Annotated in this window: 14 protein-coding genes; 9 read left to right on the top strand and 5 right to left on the bottom strand. The window is 69.1% G+C overall.

Features of this window, described 5'->3' with window-relative positions; genetic code table 11:
* Positions 1 to 35: 35 nt before the first annotated feature.
* Positions 36 to 8,966, top strand: coding sequence for an Ig-like domain-containing protein (locus THSYN_RS13700; RefSeq protein WP_172965278.1), 8,931 nt, complete (start codon positions 36 to 38; stop codon positions 8,964 to 8,966).
* A 174-nt stretch (positions 8,967 to 9,140) separates the two neighbouring features.
* Here the strand turns inward: THSYN_RS13700 and THSYN_RS13695 are convergent, their stop codons facing one another.
* Positions 9,141 to 10,436 (bottom strand): DUF4147 domain-containing protein, encoded by a 1,296-nt coding sequence (locus tag THSYN_RS13695; RefSeq protein WP_100919642.1) that lies wholly within the window; start codon positions 10,434 to 10,436, stop codon positions 9,141 to 9,143.
* A gap of 232 nt (positions 10,437 to 10,668) precedes the next feature.
* Between THSYN_RS13695 and THSYN_RS13690 the strand changes: the two genes are divergently transcribed.
* Positions 10,669 to 10,989: a hypothetical protein gene (locus THSYN_RS13690; protein WP_236848896.1), complete on the top strand. Its 321-nt coding sequence runs from the start codon at positions 10,669 to 10,671 to the stop codon at positions 10,987 to 10,989.
* A 14-nt stretch (positions 10,990 to 11,003) separates the two neighbouring features.
* Here THSYN_RS13690 and tsaB read toward each other — a convergent pair whose 3' ends face one another.
* Positions 11,004 to 11,711, bottom strand: coding sequence for a tRNA (adenosine(37)-N6)-threonylcarbamoyltransferase complex dimerization subunit type 1 TsaB (gene tsaB / locus THSYN_RS13685; protein WP_100919641.1), 708 nt, complete (start codon positions 11,709 to 11,711; stop codon positions 11,004 to 11,006).
* Entirely contained in the window at positions 11,708 to 13,672 is a 1,965-nt protein-coding gene (locus tag THSYN_RS13680; RefSeq protein WP_172965277.1) for an EAL domain-containing protein, read from the bottom strand. Before THSYN_RS13680 ends, tsaB begins: the two co-directional genes overlap by 4 nt.
* A 349-nt stretch (positions 13,673 to 14,021) precedes the next feature.
* Between THSYN_RS13680 and THSYN_RS13675 the strand changes: the two genes are divergently transcribed.
* Entirely contained in the window at positions 14,022 to 14,630 is a 609-nt protein-coding gene (locus THSYN_RS13675) for a hypothetical protein (protein WP_100919639.1), read from the top strand.
* 26 nt (positions 14,631 to 14,656) lie between these two features.
* Here the strand turns inward: THSYN_RS13675 and epmA are convergent, their stop codons facing one another.
* Positions 14,657 to 15,577, bottom strand: a complete 921-nt coding sequence (epmA, locus tag THSYN_RS13670) for an EF-P lysine aminoacylase EpmA (protein ID WP_236848948.1) — start codon at positions 15,575 to 15,577, stop codon at positions 14,657 to 14,659.
* A gap of 300 nt (positions 15,578 to 15,877) precedes the next feature.
* Complete coding sequence (efp, locus tag THSYN_RS13665; RefSeq protein ID WP_100919637.1) at positions 15,878 to 16,447, bottom strand: elongation factor P; 570 nt, start codon at positions 16,445 to 16,447, stop codon at positions 15,878 to 15,880.
* Between the two features lie 34 nt (positions 16,448 to 16,481).
* Between efp and epmB the strand changes: the two genes are divergently transcribed.
* The 6 genes from epmB (at position 16,482) to THSYN_RS13635 (ending at position 23,167) form a co-directional block, all read left to right on the top strand.
* The gene (epmB, locus tag THSYN_RS13660; RefSeq protein ID WP_100919636.1) at positions 16,482 to 17,504 is read left to right on the top strand and encodes an EF-P beta-lysylation protein EpmB; all 1,023 of its coding nucleotides are present in this window, start codon (positions 16,482 to 16,484) and stop codon (positions 17,502 to 17,504) included.
* Positions 17,505 to 17,868: 364 nt separating this feature from the next.
* Positions 17,869 to 19,947 (top strand): EAL domain-containing protein, encoded by a 2,079-nt coding sequence (locus tag THSYN_RS13655; protein ID WP_100922422.1) that lies wholly within the window; start codon positions 17,869 to 17,871, stop codon positions 19,945 to 19,947.
* A gap of 394 nt (positions 19,948 to 20,341) precedes the next feature.
* Positions 20,342 to 20,896 (top strand): GspH/FimT family pseudopilin, encoded by a 555-nt coding sequence (locus tag THSYN_RS13650; RefSeq protein WP_236848895.1) that lies wholly within the window; start codon positions 20,342 to 20,344, stop codon positions 20,894 to 20,896.
* The gene (pilV, locus tag THSYN_RS13645; RefSeq protein WP_100919635.1) at positions 20,893 to 21,492 is read left to right on the top strand and encodes a type IV pilus modification protein PilV; all 600 of its coding nucleotides are present in this window, start codon (positions 20,893 to 20,895) and stop codon (positions 21,490 to 21,492) included. The genes THSYN_RS13650 and pilV overlap by 4 nt, the downstream gene beginning before the upstream one ends.
* Positions 21,489 to 22,649 carry a PilW family protein gene (locus THSYN_RS13640; RefSeq protein WP_100919634.1) on the top strand — a complete coding sequence of 387 codons (1,161 nt, stop codon included), beginning with the start codon at positions 21,489 to 21,491 and terminating at the stop codon, positions 22,647 to 22,649. The genes pilV and THSYN_RS13640 overlap by 4 nt, the downstream gene beginning before the upstream one ends.
* A complete protein-coding gene (locus THSYN_RS13635; protein WP_100919633.1) occupies positions 22,646 to 23,167 on the top strand; it encodes a pilus assembly PilX family protein in 522 nt (173 codons plus the stop codon). The genes THSYN_RS13640 and THSYN_RS13635 overlap by 4 nt, the downstream gene beginning before the upstream one ends.
* Positions 23,168 to 23,201 lie beyond the last annotated feature (34 nt).

Raw genomic sequence — 23,201 nt, 5'->3', positions numbered from 1 at the left:
CGCGGGGGATGCCAATGAACGCCGGAGTGCCCGTGATGTCTTGGTCCTGGAGCGCCCCCCGCCGCGCACTGCTGTGCTGGCTGCTGCTGTGGCTGTTGCCACTGGCCCCGGCCCTCGCCGCGGTGCAGGTCGAGGTCGTGGGCCCCGGCGGGCGCGCGACCCAGACCCTGCCCGACGCCGGCGGTGGCTTCGACCTGAACCTGCCGCTGACCCGCAACGCGGTCAACAACGTCCGCGTCAGTGCAGTGGACGCCAACGGCAACCGCGCCGAGCAGTCGGTTGTTATTACCCAGGTCTCCCTGGATTCGGTGGTGGTGTCGCGCGTCACCTCCGAGCGGCTCGCGCCGCAACAGATCGAGGCCCTGGTCGCCGACGGCGTGATCGCGTTGGACAACCCGGCCAACTACAACGTCTCGGTGTTCAATATCGTACTCACCATCGGCAATCGCCCGGTGCCCGTGTCGGTGCCGATCGCGAGTCCGATTGTCGCCCCCGAAGAGACCGGTTACGAGACCTACGCCATCCCGGCCGGGCGCGGCGACGGCGGTAGCAGCCCCAAGGTTCAAGATACCCAGATCATCGTCTTCGAGCAGGCAATCGCCGTGCCGGGGCAACCCGCCATCTCGCTGCCCGGCGTCATCGTCATCGAGGGCCGGATCAAGTCCCTGAAGGAGTTCTTTTCGGTTCGGCTGTTGCTGATGAATACCTCGGGCATCTTCACGCTCAGTGATGTCAATGCCTCGATCCTGTTCCCGACTGGCGGGCTGACCAGCATGCTGCCGGTCGATGGCGTTGCCGCCTTTGGCGCGATTGCTCCGGGTAACGCCGAGGAGCCGGGGCAGGCCGAGCGCGAGTTCGTGGTGCGCGGCGATGAGATCGGCGAGCGCCCGGTGTCGGTGGAGTTCGGCGGTTTCCTGACCGGCCCCGGCATCCCGATCGAGGAGCCGATCCCGTTCAGCGGTCGCGCCGGGACCACGGTCGATGTGCGCGGCCCGCCGACCTTCGACGTGCAGGTGGTGCATCCGGATGCGGTGGTCGCCGGGGTGCCCTACGCACTCGAGGTGCAGATCACCAACACGGACTCCATCCCGGCCCTGTACGCGACCCTCGATCTGGCCGTCGGCTTTGACTCCCAACTGCTGCGCTGCGCGATCAACCCGGTTGGCGAGCCGGTCTGCACGGAAATCACCGGTGCGGACCTGCGCAACCTCGGCCATCTGCTGCCCGGTGAGAGCACGACCCAGGTCTTTACCGTGCGCCCGTTGCGCTCCGGCACTATCACCACCTGCATGGCCGCGGCGGACCAGAACTTAAGTCTGCGCGTCGTGGTGGGGACCATCGGCTGCCTGGTTGGCGAGTTCCCGCCGGTGCGCAGCAACAGTGACGGCACCCCGGCCGTCAGCGTGCTGCCCTCGGCCAACATGACCGGCGTTGGCGGCGAGTCGCCGGTGGCCGCGTTCTTCAGCCAAATGATGCGCACCGCGTCGATTACCACCGGGCCGGCCGGCGCCTTCAACGTCTACACCAGCGGCGGCGACCTGATCCCGGGCACGCTGCGCTTCGACACCCTCAATGAGCGCACCGTCGTCGTCTGGCAGCCCCTCAGCGGGGCCCTGGCGGGCAATGGCGAGTACACGGTCGTCATCACCACGGACGTGGTGGACGCCGACGGCCTCGCGATGACCAACCCATGGAGCAGCCGCTTTACCACCACCGGTACTGACGGCGACGACGTCACGCCGCCGGAACTGACGCTGTCGGTGGCCCCGCCGGCGGACCCGAGCCACGTGATTCCGGGCCAGGTGGTGCAGATCAATGCCTATGCCGCGGACCAGGGCAGCGGCATCGTGCGGGTCGAGGCGCGCATCAAGGACCTGGGCGTACCCGGCGCGCTCTACCAACTCATGGACCAGCGCTCGGTGTTCGGAGGCGATCTGCCGCCGTTCATCTTCGCGATCGACTCGACCAACCTCATCCCCGGCCACGACTACCAACTGCTGGTCACCGCCTACGACGGCGCCGGCAATGCCCGGGATGCAACGCTGGCCCTGCTGCTCGCGGCGAACGCGGCGCCGCCGGCAGTCACCCTGCCGGCGCCCCCGGCCCAGCCGGTGCCCCAGGGCGTTTCGGTCGATCTGACGCCGACGGCGGTCAGCGCCGGCGTGCGCGAGGTCGCGTTTTACCTCGACGGCGCCCCGGCGCCATGGCGGACGGTCACGACGGCGCCGTTCCAGGCGATACTTGGCACGCTGAACCTGCCGGCGGGGCCCCACAGCGTCCGCGTGGTCGCCACCGACGGCCTGGGCCAGACCGGTGAGGCGGCCTTTGCGTTCGCGGTCGGCACCAACGACACACCACCGACCATCCGCTTCCCCGGCGCCGGCAACGGCCAACAGATCGTGGCCGGGGAGTCCTTGACCGTCGGCATCGCGGTCGAGGACGGGACCGGCATCACCGCGACCCAGGTGTATCTGGACGACCCGGCCCTGCCCCAGCCCCTCGCCATCGCCGGCACCGGGGTGCGGATCGACACCAACGGGCTTGCGCCCGGCAACCATCGGCTGGTGGTGCTCGCGACCAACGGGGTCGGCGTCCGCAACGACCCCGCCGCGCCGGGCTCCTATCTGGAGTTCGTCGTCGTCACCCCGCCCGCCGGCGCACCGCCGCCGACGCCGGTGTTGAGTACCTTGGAACCGCTGGCCTCCGGCCAGGTGCGCGTCAGCGGCCAAAGCGTCGCCGGTGCGCGGGTCACCATCACCAACCAGACCACGGCCTTCGCGACCCAGGTCACCGCCGACGCCGGCGGGCTGTTCAGCACCGTCATCGACGCGGCGCCCGGTGACCGGCTCACCGCCGTGGCCTTCAACCTGGCCAGCTCCCCGAACCCGAGCGACGCGACCCAGGCGACGGTGCCAACGCCGCCGCAACTGGTCTCGATCAGCGCGACCCCGGCGAGCCTCGCCTTCACCAGCGCCGGGGCCCTGGGCGAGGTCACGGTCAGGGGCCAGTACGACAACGGCAGCAGCGCCGACCTGACCACGGGCGCAGCCTTCAGATCAACGGCCACGACCGTCGCCACGGTCACCGCCGCGGGTCGGGTCGCCGCGGTCGGCAATGGCAGCGCGGAGGTCGTTGTCACCGTCGGGGGCCGCGAGGCGCGGGTGCCGGTCACGGTGAACATCGTGACCTTGCAGTCCATCGCGGTGACGCCCGCGGCGGTCGGGTTCACCTTCATCGGCGCGACCGCCCAACTCGCGGTCACGGGCCAGTATTCGAACGGCTCAACCCAGAACCTGACCGGCCAGGCCAGTTTCTCCAGCGCCGATACGGCGCTGGCCACGGTGACCAGCACCGGCCTGGTCCGGGCGGTCAGCAACGGCGCAACGCTAATGTATGTCGCCGCCGGTGGTCTGCCGCCGGTCGCGGTGCCGGTGACCATCAACAGCGCCGCGGATACCCCGCCGACGGTGGCGATCCTGACCCCGGCCACCGGCGGTCAGGTCGAACCCGGCGCCGTCATCGGCGTCACCGTGCGCGCCCAGGATGCGGTCGGTGGTGTCACCGACATCACGATCACGGCCAGCGGCGCCGTCAGCGACAGCCGCCAGGTCGCGGTCAGCCCGGCCGCCAACGACGCCGTGCGCAGCGTCAGTTTCACGGTGCCGGGCACCGCGGCCATCGGCAGCACCCTGCGTCTGGAGGCTGCGGCCACCGACACCGCCGGGCACAGCGCCCCGGTCGCGGTGGTGACGCTGACCGTGGTCGATCAGACCGCGCCGACGGTGTCGATCACCGCGCCCGCGCCGCAGACCCCGTACAACTTCGGCGACCACATCCTGGTGCAGGTCACCGCGGCGGACGCGGTGGGCGTGGCCTCGCTCCTTGTCGCCACCACCGGCGCCCTGACCCTGGCCGATCAGTCCCAGGTGCAGCCGGCTGCGACCCCGGCGAGCGCCACCTTCACGCTCACCGTGCCGCCCGGCACCCCCGGCACCGAACTACGGCTACTGGCCTTTGCCCGCGATGCAGCCGGCAACGAGGGTGCGGCGATCCCGGTGGATGTGATCCTGACCGGGGCCGACATCACGCCGCCCGCAACGGTTGCGACCGCGGCCTCGGCCCCCGGCACCTCGACCCAAGTCAGCTACACGATCACCGAAGGCCTCACGGACCTGGCGCATGTCGAACTGTGGTTCCGCCGCAATGGGCTCGGCACCTTCAACCGCTACACCGGCGCGGACGGCACCGGCAACGGGGAGTTCCCGTCCCCCGGCGGTGCGACCGGCAGCATAGCCTTCGACGCGGCCCGCATGGGCGGCGATGGCAACTATGAGTTCGCCACCGTCGGTGTGGACCTGGCCGGCAACCGCGAGGCCCTGCCCGCGGACGGCCAGGGCGCCCCGGCCGGGGACGCGGGCGTCACCGCCACCTTTGCCACCGGCGCCCCGGTGTTGCTGATTACCAGCGATACCGAGATTGCCAATGCCGCCTTCGACGGCCAGAACGTCCGTGTCAAGGGCGCCACCTTGACCCTGGTCGGCGAGCGGACCTTCCATAATGTCGAACTCCTGAACGGCGCTGTCCTCACCCACCGTGAGACCACGCAAACCGAGGCCTTCGGCCTGCATGTACAGGTCTGGACCTTGAGCGTCGATACCACCAGCCGGATCGACGCGGTTGGGCGGGGCTATCTGGGCGGGAACCGGGCCGGACTCGGGGAAACCGCGCACACCGTCGGCTTCACGGCCGGCGCCCAGCGGGGCAACGGCGGCAGTTACGGCGGTCTCGGCGGTCATTCCAGCAGCTCCGGAAGCGCTGTGCCGAACCCGGTTAACGGTAATCTGGTCAACCCGGTCGACCTGGGCAGCGGTGGCGGCGCCTGGGGCGGTGCCGGGGGCGACGGCGGCGGGCGGGTCTTGCTCTCGGCCATCAACCTCGCGCTCGACGGCGCAGTCCGGGCCGACGGTGGTCTCTCCAGCGGCTCGGTCTCCGGCGAGGGTTCCGGCGGCAGCATCAATCTGGCGGCCCGCACGCTCTCCGGTAAGGGGACCATCACGGCCAACGGCGGCACCACCGGCGGGGCAAACCACACCGGCGGCGGCGGCGGGCGCGTCGCCATCCGCTCTCTGGATATCAGCACCCTGAACCTGGCCGGTATCACGGCAAAGGGCGGCGACGGCTACTACGGGGACGGGGCGGATGGCACCGTCTACCTGCTCGCGGAAGGGCAGGCCGGCGGTGAACTGGTGCTCAACGGGCAAGGGGCCAACTCGCCCTTCACGGACCTCATCATGCCGCCCGGCCAGACTTTGGATGCCATCACCCTGCAGAACGGGGCACGGGTGATCGTCCAGGAACCCATCAGGATCGCGCAGACCCTGCGCCTGCGGGACAATTCCCTGCTCACCAGTCCCACCGCCAGCGAGGCCGGTCTGCAGATCGAGGCGCGGCGCGTGATCGTCGAGTCCGGCAGTGCCATCGACGTGACGGGCCGCGGATACCTTGGGGGCGACAAGGCGGGGCTGGGCCAGACTGCCCACACCCTGGGCTTCACATCCGGGGCACAGGTGGGCAACGGCGGCAGTCACGGTGGTCTGGGCGCCCACTACAGTGGCGGGACGCTGACCAACCCGGTCTACGGTGACCCCAGGCGGCCGGATCGGCTCGGCAGCGGTGGCGCCGCCTGGGGTGGGGCCGGCGGCGACGGCGGCGGCTATCTGCGGATCATCGCCAGCGAGGCGGTCATCGTGGAGGGGGCCATCCGCGCCGATGGCGGCCTCTCCAGCGGGAGCGCCTCGGGCGAGGGTGCCGGCGGTTCAGTGTGGATCACCACCTCGCGCCTGGCCGGGGCCGGCAGCATCTCCGCCAACGGCGGCGGCACCGGCGGCTACAACCATACCGGCGGCGGCGGTGGGCGGGTGGCGGTCTACGCCGACTATGTGGACGGCAGCGACACCTTTGCCGGTCTGCGGACCATCAGCGCCTGGCGTGGGCGGGGCTACTACGACAACACCCGCGGCAGCGCCGGGACCGTCTATCTGAAGATCGGCGGTGTCGAGGACCTGATCATCGATGACAACGAGTCCACGGCCACGGCGGCGACCGGGACCCCCTTGCCCCTGATGGGGCCGGGCCTGACCAAAGCGGCGACCGCGGATACCCTAACCACGGACGGCATCCTGCCGCTCCTTCCGAATGCCTTGGCGGGGCTGCGGCTCAACCCGGACCTCGATCAGGGCGAGAGCTTCGCGATCCTCGCCAACGGCACCGACAGCATTCGGGTCGCGACGCCCAATGAGCATGGCGTCCGTTTCGCGGATGTCGCCGGGGTGGGTAAGGGCTACGCGGGCGACTATCGCTACACCAACCTGCGGCTGCGCCGCGGTGGTCATCTGGAAATGGGGGATCGGCTGACGGTCAGCGACACCCTGCGCATCGCCGAATTCGGCCTGCTGACGCACCCGCAGACGACCATAAGCTATGAGGCGCTGCTGGACCTGGAGGTCGGCACCCTGGAGATCGATCCTACCGGGCGCATCGACGCGACGGGTCGCGGCTATCTCGGGGGCGACCGGGCGGGGCTGGGCCAGACCGCGCACACCCTGGGCCTCACCGCCGGCGCCCAGTCGGGCAACGGCGGCAGCTACGGCGGCCTCGGCGGCCATTACAGCGGGTCCGTCGCCAGTAACCCAATCTACGGCAGTCTGACCGACCCGCAGGACCTCGGGAGTGGCGGCGGTGCCTGGGGTGGGGCGGGCGGCGACGGCGGGGGCCGGGTCTTCATCACCGCGGCAGCGATCCACAACGCGGGGGCGATCCATGCCGATGGCGGCCTTTCCAGCGGCTCGGTGTCTGGCGAGGGGTCCGGCGGCACGGTCAACATCCGTGCCGGGAACTTGACCGGCAACGGGCTGATCACGGCCAATGGCGGCACCACCGGTGGTGGCAACCACATCGGGGGGGGCGGCGGACGGATCGCCATCCGTTACAGCGGTACCTTGAGCCTGCCGCAGTCCAATATCCAGAGTCGCGGCGGGGACGGCTACTATGGCGACGGCGGTCATGGGACGATCTACTTGCAGCGGGCGGGTCAGACCTATGGCGACCTGACCATCGACGGATCAGGGTTCACCCAGCCAGCGGATACGGTGACCATCCCGGGCGGCCTGACCTTCGACAATATCCTGTTGCGCAACGGTGCCCGGGTGGTGGCCGATGCGGGACTGCACGTGCTCGGAACCCTGTCGATCGGCGCCAATTCCACCCTGACCCACAGCGGCGGTCTTGAGGCCGGTCTGCAGATCGAGGCCGCGCGGGTCGTCGTGGAATCCGGTGGTGCCATCGATGTGACGGGGCGTGGGTACCTTGGGGGTAACAAGTCAGGGCTTGGCGAGACTGCCCACACCCTGGGCTTCGCGGCCGGCGCTCAGCATGGCCACGGCGGCAGTCACGGCGGGCTCGGTGCCTCTTACAGCGGTGCGAGCGGGGACGCAAGTCCGGTCTACGGCGATCCCGCGCGGCCGAACCGGCTCGGCGGCGGCGGCGGCGCCTGGAGCGGGGCCGGCGGTGACGGCGGCGGCTATGTCCGCATCCAGGCCAGCGAATCGGTCGTCGTCGAGGGGGCTATCCGCGCTGACGGCAGTCTCTCCAGCGGGAGCATCTCGGGCGAGGGTGCCGGCGGTTCGGTATGGATCACCACCGCGCACCTGGCCGGTGCCGGCAGCATCTCCGCCAACGGCGGCACCACCGGCGGCTACAACCATACCGGCGGCGGCGGTGGACGGGTGGCCATCGACGCGGACGCGGTGGACGGCAGCGACGCCTTCGCCGGTCTGCGGGCGATCAGCGCCTGGCGCGGGCGAGGCTACTACGACAGCATCCGCGGCGGCGCCGGGACCGTCTATCTGAAGATCGGCGGTGTGGAGGAGTTGATTATCGACGACAACGACACGAGCGTCAGTTCTCCGACGGGCACCCCGCTGTCGCTGATGGGACCGGGTGTGACGGCTGCGGTGACGGCCGATAGCCTGACGACCGATGGTGTGATACCCCTGCTGACCAACGCCTTGGTGGGCCTGCGGATCAATCCGGACTTCGAGCAGGGGGAGTCCTTCACTATCCTCGCCAACACAGGGACCGAGATCGTGGTGGAGACCCCCAACGAGCATGGAGTGGACTTCATGGATGTCGCGGCTGTGGGCAAGGGCTATATCGGCGACTATCGCTACACCAATCTGACGCTACGCGGGGCCGGTCATCTGGATCTCGGGGATCGGCTGACGATCACCGATACCCTGCGCATCACCGAGCATGGGTTGATGACGCATCCGGAGACCACGACCACCTATGCGCCAATGCTCGATATCGAGGCTGGGCGGCTGGAGATCGACACCACCGGACGGATCGACGTCACCGGCCGCGGGTACCTTGGGGGCAACAAGGGGGGGCTGGGCGAGACCGCGTATACCCTGAACTTCGCTCCCGGCGCCCAGCGGGGTAACGGCGGGAGCTACGGCGGCATCGGTGGCCATTACAGCGGGGCCAGCGGGGCAACCAACCTCGTCTATGGCAGCGCAACCGACCCCGCGGACCTGGGCAGCGGCGGTGGCGCCTGGGGCGGGACGGGCGGCGACGGCGGCGGCCGGGTCTTCATCACCGCCGGAGTCATGGAGAACGACGGGGCGATCCGCGCCGATGGCAGTCTCTCCACCGGCTCGGTCTCAGGCGAAGGGTCCGGCGGCACGGTCAATATCCGTACCGGCGACCTGACCGGCAGCGGGCTGATCACGGCCAGCGGCGGCACCACCGGGGGCGGCAATCACGTCGGCGGCGGCGGCGGGCGCATCGGCATCCGCTACAGCGGCATCTTGAGCCTGCCGGGGGGCAATATCCAGACCCATGGTGGTGACGGTTATTATGGTGACGGCACGGTGGGTACGATCCATCTCGAGGCGGTCGCACCTTGATCTCGCGTCCAGTCGCCGGAGACGCACGAGGCTGTCTCCCCGTCCACAACCGAGCGGTCGTTTTGGGTATTGGTCGATGACTTGGTTGCGCGGGCCGCGGACCTCTCCGGTCAGAGAGGTCTCAGGAAGTACTAAGGTCGGCAACCAGAAGTCAAGCGGCCCATTCTCCACCGATCACCACCGCAGCCCGAGCACCAGATCCATGACGTTGGTCCCGGTCGGCCCCGTGTGGATCAGGTCCCCGGCGGCGGCGAGCAGGCGGCCGCTGTCGGCGCGGCGCAGACAGTCGGCCGCCTCGTATCCATCCAGCGCCGCCCGCGCGAGGGTCCCGCCGTCCACCAGGGCCCCGGCGTCGGCATCGGCCCCCGCGCCGTCGCTGCCATCGGTACCGGCGGCGAGCAGGAGGCAGTCCGGGCGGCCCGCAAGCTCGCGGGCGGCGGCCAGGGCCAGGTGCTGATTGCGTCCGCCCCGTCCCGGCCGCGCGGGCAGGCGGACCGTGGTCTCGCCGCCCCAGACCTGGAGTCCGGGGGGGCCGTCGCGGACCTGGCGGGCCAACTCTCGCCCCCGCTCGGCGGCGTCCCCGGCGAGGAACTCCGGGTGGACGCGGACGGGAAGTCCGGCCGTGCGGGCCGCATCGGCCGCGGCGGCCTTGGCCAGGGCCAGCGTCGCGACCAGTTCGATGGGTGGGCCCGGGCGCGTCGGCGCCGCGCGCCCCAGGAGCCCGCGGTCCACCCAGGCCCGCACCCAGGGCGGCAGCTCGAGCGCCGCGACCGCCGCCTCCAGGCCGGACGCCGGGACCAGGAGCCCGGAGCCGATCACCGCGGGATCATCCCCGGGCACGTCGGAGATCGCCAGCACCCGCAGGGGCCGCTGCGGCAGGGCCGCCAGGAGTCCGCCGCCCTTGATGCGGGAGACCGCCGTGCGCACCCGGTTCATGGGGCCGATCGGCAAGCCGCAGCCCAAGAGCCAGTCATTGAGCCGCGCCAACTGCGCGAGATCCAGCCCGGCAACCGGGACCTCCACCAGACTGGAGGCCCCCCCGGAGATCAGGAACAGCAGCGTCGCACCGGGCGGGGTGCGGGCCAGCGCGGCGAGCAGTGCCGCCCCGGCCTGGATGCTGGCGGCCGTGGGCAGCGGGTGACCGCCGGTCAAGACCTCGATACCGCGGGCGGCGAAGGGCCGGGGGTCCGGCGGCGGGGCCTTGTCGATGACCAGTCCACCGAGCAGTTGCGACCCCAGGCAATCCAGGGCGCCCAGGGTCATGGCGGCGGCGGCCTTACCGATGGCGATCAGCCAACAGGGCGCCGCCGGCGCAGCGGCCCCCAGGGCGCGCCGCACCGCCGCCCGTCCGTCCACCGCCTGGAGGGCCGCGGCGAAGACCGACTCCAACCGGCAGCGCGCCTGCCGAGTGCCCTCGGGGTCTGGCTGCGGGACCGATGGGACGGGGCCGAACGGGTTGGTCGGGATCATCCTCTGGTTCCTTAAATATCGGTCGAGTTTCTGTTAAATCTGGAGAAAACGGAAGCAAGGGCAGTCCGCCACGGGCTGACACGAGGCACGGGGGCACCGGAACAGGGGTTGTCGATTGACGATCAGCAATGCAGGAGACGCCCGATGCTGCTTTAATATAAAGAATTGGATCTTTGTCGCCAAGAACCCAGGCCGATCAACCCGCAGCCAGTCTGAAGTGAGCAAGCCACCCATGAAACTCTGCCCCAAGTGTAATCACTCCCCCCTGCCCTTCCTCATGGTGTTCGTGGTCGCGTCCGTCAGTGCCTTCGTGACCTGGCTCACCGTCGGACTCTCGATCACGCAGACTACGCCCCGGGCAGCGGCCAGCGCCCTGGCCTTCGTGGTCGTGGGGTGGGCCCTGCTGCACTATGTGCTCAGCTGTCTGCGGCGGCATTGTCGGCATGACGAGCGCTCGGCGGCGCGGCGCGCGGTCCTCGATTCGCCTGGTCAGCCGGGCAACGACCGACCGGGATCACGCCTCGGTGCCGTTGGCGCCGCCGCGGAGATCTGACAGCCGCCGCGGACTCAAACCGCCACGCCGCCACTGCCGGCCGCCGCCCCCGCGTGTGTCACCCGGTCACGCAGATAGACCGGGCGGGCCAGTTCCGCCGGGACCAGTTGCCCGGCCCGCGCCTGCGCCGCGGCGAGCAGGGCGATGTCCCGGGCCTCACAGACCGCGTCGCTCGAGACCTGCGCGAGCCCCGCGCCCAGGCGCCGTGTGAGTAGTTCGCAATAGCGCCCCCACCCGGGCCCGACCCCGCACCAGCCCTCCCCCGCGGGTACCGGGACCGCCCCCGGCGCAGACACCGATTCAGCGCCGCAGGCCGCCGCCAGACCATCGGCCCCGACCTCGTAGGCGCCCCAGTAGACCTCCCCCATGCGCGCGTCCAGGGCCGCCAGCAGGCGCCGCCGTCCGCTGCGCCGGAACTCGCCCTGCGCCAGGGCGGCCAGAGTGGAGACCGGGACCGTCGGCCGCCCCGCGCCGAAGGCCGCCCCCTGGGCCACCGCCACCGCGATCCGTACGCCGGTGAAGGACCCGGGTCCGCGCCCGAAGGCGATCGCATCCAGGGCCTTAAGGCCGATCCCGGCACTGTCGAGCAGCGACTGCATCATGGGCAGGATCAAGTCCCCGTGCCGACGCGCGGCCAGTTCCAGACAGTGCCGGCTGGCACCATCCAGATAGAGGGCGGCCGAGCAGGCCTCCCCGGAGGTGTCGAGGGCCAGCAGTTTCATTCGACCACCCCCGCGTAGAACTGGAAATTCAACGTCTCCTCGGGGAACTGGATGAAGTTGCCCTGGAGGTAGTCCACCCCGCTGGACCAGAGGCGCCCGATCGTCTCCGGGTCCTCGATCCCCGCCGCGATGACGCGGGCGTGCCGCCGGTGCAGGGCCTCGACCAAGGACTTGAACTCTGCGCCCCGCGCCCGGCCGATCAGGTCCCGCGCCAGCTTGGCCGTGCCGATCGGGCGGCGGGCGATCAGGCCGAGCAGGTCCTCGCGGTCGGTGACACCGGCCAGACAGACCTCGATCCCCAGTCGACCCAGTTCCGGAAACAGGACCCGCGCCTGGTCCTCGGCGGCGAGGACATCCTGGGCGTTGAATTCCAGCACCGGACGCTGGCGGATCAAGTCCAGTCGCAGGACCTCGGCCCTCACCCAGTCGATCCAGTCGGGCTCGGCCAGACTGGCGCCCGACTGGAAGATGACCAGCAGGGTCGGGCGGCCGGCGTCGCGCTCCTGGCGCAAGGTCTCCAGCGCCCGCCGCAGGACCCAGCGGTCGACGGCCGGGAGCAGTCCGTGCCGGGCGGCCACCGGCAGGAAGGCCGCGGGCGGCAGGATCTCGCCCTCGGGCGTGCGCAGCCGCAGCAGCACCTCGTAGCGTTCCCGCTGGGACTTGCGCAGCGACAGGATGGGCTGGTACACCAAGTGAAAACCTGACCCGTCCAGGGCGTCCCGCACCAGGCGCAGGGTCAGTTCGTCGGCGGTGTCGACGCCGGGTGGCGCCGGGGGGTCCGGGTCCCGCCGCCGCAGCACGCGATCACCGCCGGCCCGGTAGGCCTCTTCGGCAGCGGCCCAGGCGCGCGAGATCAGGCTGAGGGCATTGTCCGCCGGGGGCTCGAAGGAGCCGATTCCGATGCTCAAGGTGATGCCGGTGAGACCGGACGGCAGGACCAGGGTCGCCGCACCCGCGCGAATGGCCGCGACCAAGTCAGTGATCTGCGGTTCGGATGGGCAGTGCACCCAGGCACAGACGCCGCCGTCGTGCCGACAGACGCCGCGTTGGGCCGCGCCCGCGCACCGGCGGACCAGTTCGATGATCAGTGGATGGACCGCGTCGAGCCCGGCGGCATCCAGTCGCCCGCGTGCCGGGGCGTCATCGACCCGGATGAACAGAACCGCCTGAGCCTGCGCGGGCGCGGCGCGGTCGAGGATGGCGCCGTCCAGGCGCTTGATCAACTGGGTGCGGCTGAGCACCGGGGCACCTGCCCCCACGGTGTCGGGCACCGGGTCAGGGGCGGCGGCGCGCTGGGCGAGACACTCGAAGACCGCCGTTAACAGCCGCTCGCCCACCACCGGGCGCGCCAGATACTCGTCCCCGCCCAGGTGCAGCACTTCCCCCTGATGGTCCGCGCCGAGCGGCGCGGAGAGAAAGATGATCGGCACCTCACCGAGCGACTCGTGGCGGCGAATCGCGGCCGTCAGTGCCCGGACGGCATCCTGGGGCAGATTGAGATCCAGGACGATGAGGTCCGCGGGCGTCTGTTCCAGCACCGCCATCGCCCGCTGCGGGTCCGCCAAGCGCTCCACCAGCAGGCCGGCGGCACTCAAGGCGGCAACGATCTCGGCGCCTTCCGCGGGTGCCGCATCCACCACCAGGACGCGCCGCGCGCGGGCGCTGCGCTGCGCCAGCGCGTCGCTGACCCGGGCCCAGATGCGCGCCGCGTCGAACGGGGCCTGGAAGGTCGCGAACGCCGCCGGACTGGTCGCGCGGCCGGATGCGGCAGATGCCCCGGGCGACGACGGCTGGGCCACCAGACGGATCAACCGCGGAGAGGTCCCCGCGGTCTCCTGCAGCCGCTCCAGAATGGCCGCAAGCGAACGCCCCGGCGGGAGGGCGTCGGTCTGCAGGATCAGGACCCACGGCTTGCGGATAGCCGCCGCATACATCAGGCCAGCCACGGTTTGGACACTCATCAGATCAATCGCGTGCGTAGCCGCGCAGGTCTGCAGCGCCGCGCTCAGGGGCGCGTCGCAACCAAAGAAAAAGACCGTCGTAGCTGAGGGGTGGCTGTCTTCGGGCATCGTGGTCCATCCGTGTTGCCGGCCGCGGCTCGCACCGGAGCGCGGCCCGCCGGGTCAATGACCAGGCATCAGGGTGATCAGGCCCGGTTATGATAAAGTCAGCGTCGGCGCTACGCCAGCAGCGGGCGCCACGACCCTGATGCCGGGCGCTCGGCCCCCGGCCATGGGTTGAAAATCCGGGCGCCGGCGGCGGGTCGGCGCCATAATGTCTCGCCACCAGGACCCCACCGGAGGACTCCCGATGAAATTCGCCGCCAGACGCCACGCCGCACTCGCCGCGCTCCTGATCTTCACGTCCGCCGCGTGCGCCGATGAGGTGACCGACCAACTCGCCGCCGCCCGCGAGGCCTACGACGCCGGCGACCTGCGCAACGCCGTCAATAGCCTCAATTTCGTGATCGCCAAGATCCGCGAGCAGGAGACGGCGCGCCTGCTGACCTTGCTGCCGGCGCCCCTGGCCGGTTGGCAGGCCGATCCCGCCCAGTCCGAGACGCCCGGCATTGCGAGCATGATTACCGGCACCAACCTGACCCGACGCTACTTCCGCCCGGAGGGCGGGGAGGTCAAACTCACCGTGACGGCGGACTCCCCCCTGCTTCCCATGCTGACCATGTTCCTGGCCTCGCCCTTCATGATGCAGGCCGATCCCGGTTCCAAGCCCTACGCCTTCAAGGGCCAGCAGGGCCTCATCAAGCACGATCCGCAGTCGAGCGACTATGAGGTGACACTCATGATCGGCAACCGCATCCTGATCCAGGGTAAGGGCAGCGGGCTGCCTGACGGCACAGCGGTGCAGCAGTATGTCGAGTCAGTGGACCTCAATGCGCTCCAGAAGGCCTTCGGCGGGTAGGGTCCGCTGCGCGGACCATCGGGTTCCTAAGCCCGCTCCACCGGAAACGCCAGCACGGCGTCGATCTCACGTACACCCAGGGCAGCCATCAGCACCCGGTCCAGGCCTAGAGCGACGCCGGCGCTCTCCGGGAGCCCTGCGGCCAGGGCGGCGAGGAACGACTGGTCAAGCGGCGGGCGGTCGCGACCCTGGCGGCGGCGGGTTTCAAGATCCGCGTGCAGGCGTGCCGATTGCGCGGCGGCATCGGTCAACTCCTGGAACCCGTTGGCCAGTTCGACCCCCTCGAGATAGACCTCGAAACGCTCCGCCACCGGCACCGCATCCCGGCGCAGGCGGGCCAGCGCCGCCTGACTCGGCGGATAGTCACAGAGAAAGGTCAGACGCCCGGCGCCCAGGCCGGGTTCCAGGCAGTGGGTCAGCAGCAGATCGAGCCAGCCGTCCTGGTCCAATGCCAGGGACGCGGCACCACCGATCCCGGCCGCCGCGGCGCAGTCCGCGAGTTGCGACAGGTCCGTCGCCCAGGGATCGAGACCCAGCCGCTCGCGAAAGAGCCCGCGGTAGGTCAGGCGCTCACAGGGCAGGTCGGGACGCCCCAGCACCAGCCGCACCAGGACGGCCACCTCGTCCATCAGGTCCCGGTAACCCCAGCCAGGCCGGTACCACTCCAGCAGGCTGAACTCCGGGTGGTGGAGGCGGCCCCGCTCGCCGTCGCGAAAGACCTTGCAGATCTGATAGATGGGACCGATCCCCGCGGCCAGCAGGCGCTTCATGGGGAACTCGGGGGAGGTATGCAGATACAGCGGCAGACCCCGGGCATGGCCGGGGCCGTGCCAGCGTGTGTGCAGGCTGTCCAGGGCCGGATCGGACCCGGCGCAACGCGAGGCGATGGGCGTTTCCACCTCCAAGACCCCGGCGTCCGCGAAATAGCCGCGGATGCGCGCCAGCATGGCGGCCCGCGCCCGGAGCGCCGTGAGGTCGGCAGTGGGGGGCCAGTCGGAGCCCGTGGATCCTGGCCCGGCGTTATGAGTCACTTCTCTAAGGTTCCAGTCGCCTGAGGAGAATGGACAGGATCGGAACGACGGGGGCGATCAGAACTGATGTGGTGACCGAGATCCCGGGTACACTGTGCGGGTCGTTGTCGTTGTCGTTGTCGTTGTCGGATTGTTCGATTACGACAACGATTACGACAACGACAACGCCCGGTTCGTGAGAAGGTCCGGTCGCTGTCGGGGACACGTCGGCGATCACTACTCTTTGGCGCGCGAGACGTACTCGCCGGTGCGGGTGTCGACCCGGATCAGCTCGCCGCCCTGCACGAACAAGGGAACGCGCACCACCGCACCGGTCTCCAGGGTCGCCGGCTTACCGCCGCCGCCGGAGGTGTCGCCCTTGAGGCCGGGGTCGGTTTCGGTAATCAGCAGCACCACGAAGTTCGGCGGCTCCACCGCGAGCGGCACGCCGTTCCACAGGGTCACCTTGCACATGTCCTGGTCCTTGATCCACTTGGCCGCCTCCCCGACCACCGTGGCATCGGCGGTCATCTGCTCGAAACTGGCCGGGTCCATGAAGTGCCACCACTCACCGTCGTTGTAGAGATATTGCATATCGGTATCATGGACATCGGCGCCCTCGACCGTGTCGCCGGACTTGAAGGTTTTCTCCACCGTCCGCCCGGTCTTGAGGTTGCGCACCCGCACCCGGTTGAAGGCCTGACCCTTGCCGGGCTTGACGAACTCGTTCTCGACGATGTTGTACGGGTCCCCATCCAGTATGATCTTGAGCCCACTCTTGAACTCATTGGTGCTGTAGTTCGCCATGTCGTCCTCGTTACCGGTGAAAAATGAGCCCGCAATGGTAGCGCGAAGCAGTGCCCACTGTCAGATCGAGGCCGCTGCAAGCGACGCCTGGCGGCGCGAGCTTGGTCAGGCCTTCACCCGGGTCGAGCCCCTGCTTGCGTTCCTGGGCCTGCGCCGCGACCAGGTCCCCACCCTTGACCCGGAGCCCGGCCCCTTCCGGCTGCTGGTACCACGGGGCTTCGCCGCCCTCATGCGCGCGGGCGGACCCGCTGACCCGCTGCTGCGCCAGGTGCTGCCGCTCGCCGCCGAGCGGGTCCTGACCGCCGGGTTTCGGTGCGACCCGGTGGGCGACGGGCCGGCCGCCCAGGCCCCGGGGCTGCTGCGCAAGTACGCGGGGCGCGCCCTGCTGCTGGCCCAGGGCGCCTGCGCGGTCCACTGCCGCTATTGCTTCCGCCGCCATTTCCCCTACGGCGACTTGGGGACCTACGACTCGCGCATCGGGCTCGCGCTCGCGCAGATCCAGGCCGACACCACGCTGCACGAGATAATCCTGAGCGGCGGGGACCCATTGCTGCTCGCTGATGGCGCCTTGGGGGACCTGCTCGCGCGGCTCGCCGCCATCCCCCATGTGCGCCGCCTGCGCCTGCACAGCCGCTTGCCCCTGGTACTGCCGTCGCGCATCACGGCGCGATTGTGCGCCCTGTTGGGCACCGTGACGCCCCGCCCGGTGCTGGTCATCCACGCCAATCATGCCCGGGAGCTCGGTGCCGCGGCCCAGGCGGGGTTGGCGGCCCTGGGGGCGGTGGGCGTCACGCTGCTGAACCAAAGCGTCCTGCTGCGCGGGGTGAACGATGACGCGGCGACCCTCGCCGCGCTCAGTGAGCGGCTGTTTGACTGCGGTGTGCTGCCCTATTACCTGCACCAATTGGACCCGGTACAGGGGGCGGCCCACTTCGCGGTGTCTGACCGCGAGGCCCGGGGGCTGATGGCGGCGTTGCGCGCGCGCCTGCCGGGCTATCTGGTACCGCGCCTGGTACGCGAGACGGCCGGAGCGCCGTGCAAGGAGCCGCTGGGTTGACCACCGCGGGGCAGCCCGGGGGCACCGAAGTTTTTAGGATGGGCAGAGCGCAGCGCTGCCCATCGACCGCCGCGATCCGCGATGACGGGCATCGCTCTCGCTCTGCCCATCCGACGAGTTTCGCCGTGGTGCGGCGTCCACGATCAGCTCTCGACGCGTCTCAAGGGCTTGCTCGCGGACTGGCAGCGGTGCGTCCAAACGACTGAATTTGCATAAAAATCCCGCTCTGGAGCCTGACTGATCGGCAGTGAGGCACCGCACAGGTGCCCGGCGCGCCGAGGGTGCTCCCGGGCAATGACCAGTTCCCTCTCCACCCCGCTACGCAGATAATGGCCCCTGAATGAAACCGACCGATCCCCCGCGCATGCCCGACCAAGCCCAAACCGTCATCCTGCTGGTCATGACCTCCCAGGCCAGCGAAGCGGAGCGCCTGATCACGTCGCTGCGCGACGGCGGACTGCCGGTGCGCGGCATGTATACCGCCCACGCGGACCGCATCGAGGAACTGGTGGAGCGGCGCGCCTGCGACCTGATCATCTGCTGCGCCTACGACCCGGCGGTGACGCTCGAGGCGGTCCTGCTGCGCCACCGGGAGTTGGAGGCCGACGTCCCATTGATCGTGATCGTCGACCCGGCCGACGCGCCGGCCGCCACGATCAGCGCCATGGCCGGCGGGGCGCGCGACGTCACCGCGAACAACGATGCCGAACGGCTGCAGCTGATCGTGGGGCGGGAGTTGGCCGATCTGCGGGCACGCCGCCAGTTGCGGCGTCTCACCCAACGGCTGCGCCAGTGCGAACAGCGGGCGCGGGAACTGGTCGACGGCAGCGACGAGGCGGTGACTTTTATCCAAGAGGGCATGCACGTCCACGCCAACCCCGCCTATCTGAACCTGTTTCGCTTCCCCTCGCTGGACGACCTGCAAGCGGCCGCCTTTCTGGACCTGATCGAGCCCGAACAGCGCACACCGATCCGTGACTTTCTACGCGAACGCCAATCCGCGCAACCCCAGGGCCCCGCCGAACTGCCGGTGACCTATGTGCGGGCCGATGCCAGTCGCTTCCCCGGGACCCTGGCCGTCGCGCCGGCCGAGATCGACGGCGAACCCTGCCTGCGGCTGATTGTGCGCGCCGCTGACCGCACACCCCTGACGCCGCCGGCCGTGCCCACCCCCGCCGCCGCCAGTCTGTCGAGCGCCGCCACGCTGCTCGCGGCGATTGATGCCGCCGTGGGTGCCGAGCGCCGCGCCCCCCAGCCTTTCGCCGTCTTCTATGTCCGCATCCGCGCCGCCGCCAACCTGTTCCGTGACTTCGGCCTCACCCGCGGTCTGGCCGTCATCGGCGCACTCGCCGCCGCGCTGACCCGACTGTGCGCCGGTGTTGGCCTGCTGGTACGCATCAGCGACGACGGTTTTGCCCTTCTAGCCCCGGGGTTGGACGAGGCCAGCGCCGAGAGCCTGGCGGAACGCATCCGCACGCAGGTCCGTCTGGGTCCGGGGCCGGGCGGCAAGGCGCGGATCGAGGCCGATTGCGACGTCGGTTATGTCATCGTCGCCGGCCCCTGTCCCAACTCATCCAACCTGCTCGACGAGGCCTATCGCGCCTGCCACGGCGGGGTGGCGGGTCAAACCAAGGCCGCGGTGCCCCAGCGGCCGACCTCGCTCGCCGCCCGTGAGAAGCAGAGTGCCGAAGACAACGACAGCGCCGTGACCGCCAAGATCGAGTGGGCACTGACGAATGATCGCTTCATGCTGGTCTACCAGCCGATCATCAGCCTGATGGGCGACAGCCAGGAAAACTACAGCGTCCTGGTACGCATGATCGACGACGCCGAGAACCTGATCGAGGCCAAGGAGTTCATCGGTGCGGCGATCCGCAGCGGGCTGATCGAGCGCATCGACAAATGGGCGATCCGCCACGCCGTCAAGGCCATGAGCGAGCACCGCCAGGCCGGGCATCCATTGAATTTTTTCCTTAATCTGGCGGAGGACAGTTTCCGTGACCCCGGTGTCATGATCTGGATTTGCGACTGTCTGCGCGAGTTCGATGTCCGCGGGAGTTGGCTCACCTTCGTGATTCAGGAAGAGCTGGTCGACGGCAACCTGGCGAGCCTGAGCCGGCTCGTCGAGAGCCTGAAAAAGATCAAGTGCCGGGTGGCGGTCAATCGCTTCGGTGCCACCGATCACCCCCAAATGCTGTTCCAGGGGCTGTCGCTCGACTTTGTATTGCTGCTGCCGGAGTTCGCCCAGGGCCTGGCCGATGACAAGGATAAGCAGCAACGCCTGCTGGCCTTGGCCAACCTGGCCCGGGAGTTCAATGTCAAGAGCGTCGTGACCGGGGTCGAAGACGCCCGCTCCATTACCATCCTGTGGACGGCCGGGGTGGACTATGTCCAGGGCAACTTCCTGCAGCGACCCTCGCCCACCCTGGAGATCGCCACCTGACTTGGCGCGGCCTGGCCCGTCGCGGAATATACCGTCAGGTTTTCAGCGGTGTCGACAGAGTCCCGGGCCGCCGCGCGGACCGGCAGCATCGCCGGAGGCCGCGGCCCCGCCGCCAAGGCTGAAGCCTTGGACGCCAAGGCCGCGGAGGGTCCGCCGGGCGGACCCGCTGCCTTGCGGGCGCGCCGCGGCACGGACGCGCGAACCTTGCCCGCGCTCACGAAAGCGACCGAAATATCGCGACCGACGGCACCCATCCAAGGACTTGCGACCCCAATCACGGCCGTAAATCCTGGATTAAGTATCCTTAATCACAGCGACTTGCCTTGCACGCCATCACCGGACACCCGGTCGCCGGCGACCCCGAACCCAGGCGCGGACCCTATGTGAGACCCCAATGAAAACATTACGCCACCTGCGCGGTGTCTCCCTGATCGAGCTGATGACCACGGTCAGCGCGCTCGCCATTACTCTGACCCTGGGTGTGCCGACCTTCACCAGTCTCCAAGCGACCATCCAACGCGGTCAGGCAAGTTCGGAACTCCTGTCGTCCTTCACGATGGCCCGGAGCGAAGCGGCCCGCCGAGCGGTCCCGGTGACAGTCTGTGCATCGTCCGATCGGCTGACCTGCGACACCAGTCAGACACCGAATTGGCGCAACGGCTGGATCGTCTTCACGGACGCCGACATGGACAAATTCGTCGACAGCGGCACGGATAACGTGATCCAAACGGTGCATTTCGACCATACCGCCTTCCTCCTCACCCCGGAATGCATCAGCCCCGGCTGCAAGATCGCCCAGGGAGTATCCTTCCAGAACAGCGGCTATCCGGATGAAGGCGACATCGGCCGCTTCCGTTACACCGACGACCGGGAATACCAGGTCCTCACCCTGAGCTATGTCGGGCGGATCGAACTCACCGGCAGTGGCTCCGGCTCCGGACCCTCATGAACACCGGTACCCGGGCGCCGCCCGGCCAGCGGACTGCCGGCCACCCGTCGCGGCGGTACCACGGCGGCTTCACACTGGTGGAGGTGCTCATCACGGCGGTCGTGACCATGATCGCGCTCACCGGTCTCGCGACGCTACAGGTGTTGACCCTACGCGCGGCCAATAGTTCGTTGCAACGCTCCCAAGCCACGGCCCTCGCCTACGAGATCATCGACCGGATGCGCCTGAACCGGGGGGCGAGCGGATTGACCGACACCGCCTTAGGCGGCGGCTATGACGACAGGACCTTCTGTAATGAGACCGCCCGCCGCGCCAACGACACCCAGCCCTGCGGAATCAGCGCGCCGCCCAGCAACACAGACACCGGCAGCATTGCCATCGACCTGCGTGCCTGGTGGACCTCGATCAACAATTCCGGACTGCCGAGATGGTACGCTGCCATCCGCCGCGCCGGGCAGACCTTTACCGTATCGGTGCAGTGGGACGATGGCCGTACGGAGGACGACGGTGACCGTTCCGTTACCCTGCGCGCGTCCTGTCTCGGTTCCGAAATGCCGACGGCGATGCAGGAAATCTGCATCATGACGCAACTATGACCAGACCCCTCATCACCGCGATGTCCGGCGGACTGCCGGCGTACCGCCGCGGAGCCCAGGTCGGTCGCGCGGGGGCGGGGCTGGCCTTGGTCGAGATCATGATCGCGCTCGCCCTTGGCCTGGTGGTCATTGCAGCGCTGGGCCAACTCTACTCCGGCAGCCTGCAGACCTATCGGCTGAGCGACGCCTTGGCACGGCTCGATGAAAACGGCCGTTTCGCCGTCGATTTTCTTGCCAACGACATCCGGATGGCCGGCTACCTCTCCTGCGGCGGCGAATCCGCACGCATCGGCAACAGCGTGAACCCCCCGGTGAACAGCGGCGACAATTGGATCTACGACACCCGCGGACTCGCGGGCTACGACGGCGAGGCCGGCTCCCCCCCGACGAGCTTTAGCGACCGGGTCTCGGGTACGGACATCCTCATCGTGCGGCGCGCCTCATTGGAGGTGGAGCGCAGAGTGATCTTGAACGACTCCACCGCCGGCACCATCAAACTCCAGGTCGATCACGGCTTCAAGGTCGGCGAGATCCTGGTGGTCTCCAATCCCAGTTGCACGCAGGCCTCGCTGTTCCAGGTAAGCGGGACCCTGAATCTGGATCACCCTGAGCAATCCGATGTATTCGACGCCGTCAAGTACGGACCGGCCGCTGGTTTAGACCTCGGAAACTGTACCGGCGCCCTGTTCGGTACCTTCAATTGCAGCCAACAGGCCGTCGCCGAGACCGGAGTGTTTCGTCCTGGATCGGTGGTCAGCCGCTACGCGGTTCACGCCTACTATGTGACCGCCGGGACCCTCACGCAACCGCCCATCCTCGTGCGCAAACGCCTGACTCAGGCGAACGGCCAGGCCACGCTGATCACCGAAGAACTGATCCGCGACGTGGAGAATTTCCAGGTCCTCTACGGCCGCGATACGACCGCCGATACCAACCACCGGGTGGACGATTATGTGAGCGCGAATCTCGTCACGAATTGGGCTGCGGTGGTGAGTATCCGGTTCGCCCTCCTCATCCGCTCCCGTGAGGCGAATGTCCGGTCTGAGACGGCCAGCCCTTCCTATGACCTGCTCGGCGCAACCGTGACGCCGACGGCCGATCGGCGCATCCGTCGCAGCTTCGGCGGCGTGGTCGCCTTACGCAACTATCTGCCATGATCCACATACAGCGCATTCGCCACGGCCGGGCGCACTGCGCACGGGGCGCGACCCTGCTGATCGGCATGATCCTGCTGCTGCTGATGAGCGCCGTGGCGCTGACCTCGCTCAAGGCGATCAAGACCGAGGAGCGCATGGCCGGCAACCTGCAGGATCGCTACCTGGCATTTCAGGCCGCGGAGGCGGCCTTGCGTGAGGCCGAGGAACTGCTCAGCCAGCCCTCGCTGCCGCCCTTCGGGGCGGCCATGGGGCTCTATCGGTACGACCAGACCGACATCCCCACCGCCTTCGGCTTTGCTACCGGTAATGCGCGCGAATATCGCAACGACTTGGGCGTCGTCGCCCGCCGACCGCTCTACATCATCGAGCAAATGGAACCCGGGGTCGAACAAGGTGCGAGCCTGGTCGTCGGCACCCGTTATGGCACAGACATGCGCGCCACCTATCGCATCACTGCCATCGGCTATGGGGGGGCGGCGACCACCCGGGCGGTGTTACAAAGTTCTTATCGGCGCTGAAGCGCACCGCAACCTCGATTCTGCACCGAGTTTA

The organism is Candidatus Thiodictyon syntrophicum, assembly GCF_002813775.1.
Taxonomy (GTDB): domain Bacteria; phylum Pseudomonadota; class Gammaproteobacteria; order Chromatiales; family Chromatiaceae; genus Thiodictyon; species Thiodictyon syntrophicum.
The sequence above is the reverse complement of the archived record's forward strand: the minus strand, read 5'-3'. Positions and strand labels throughout refer to the sequence as shown.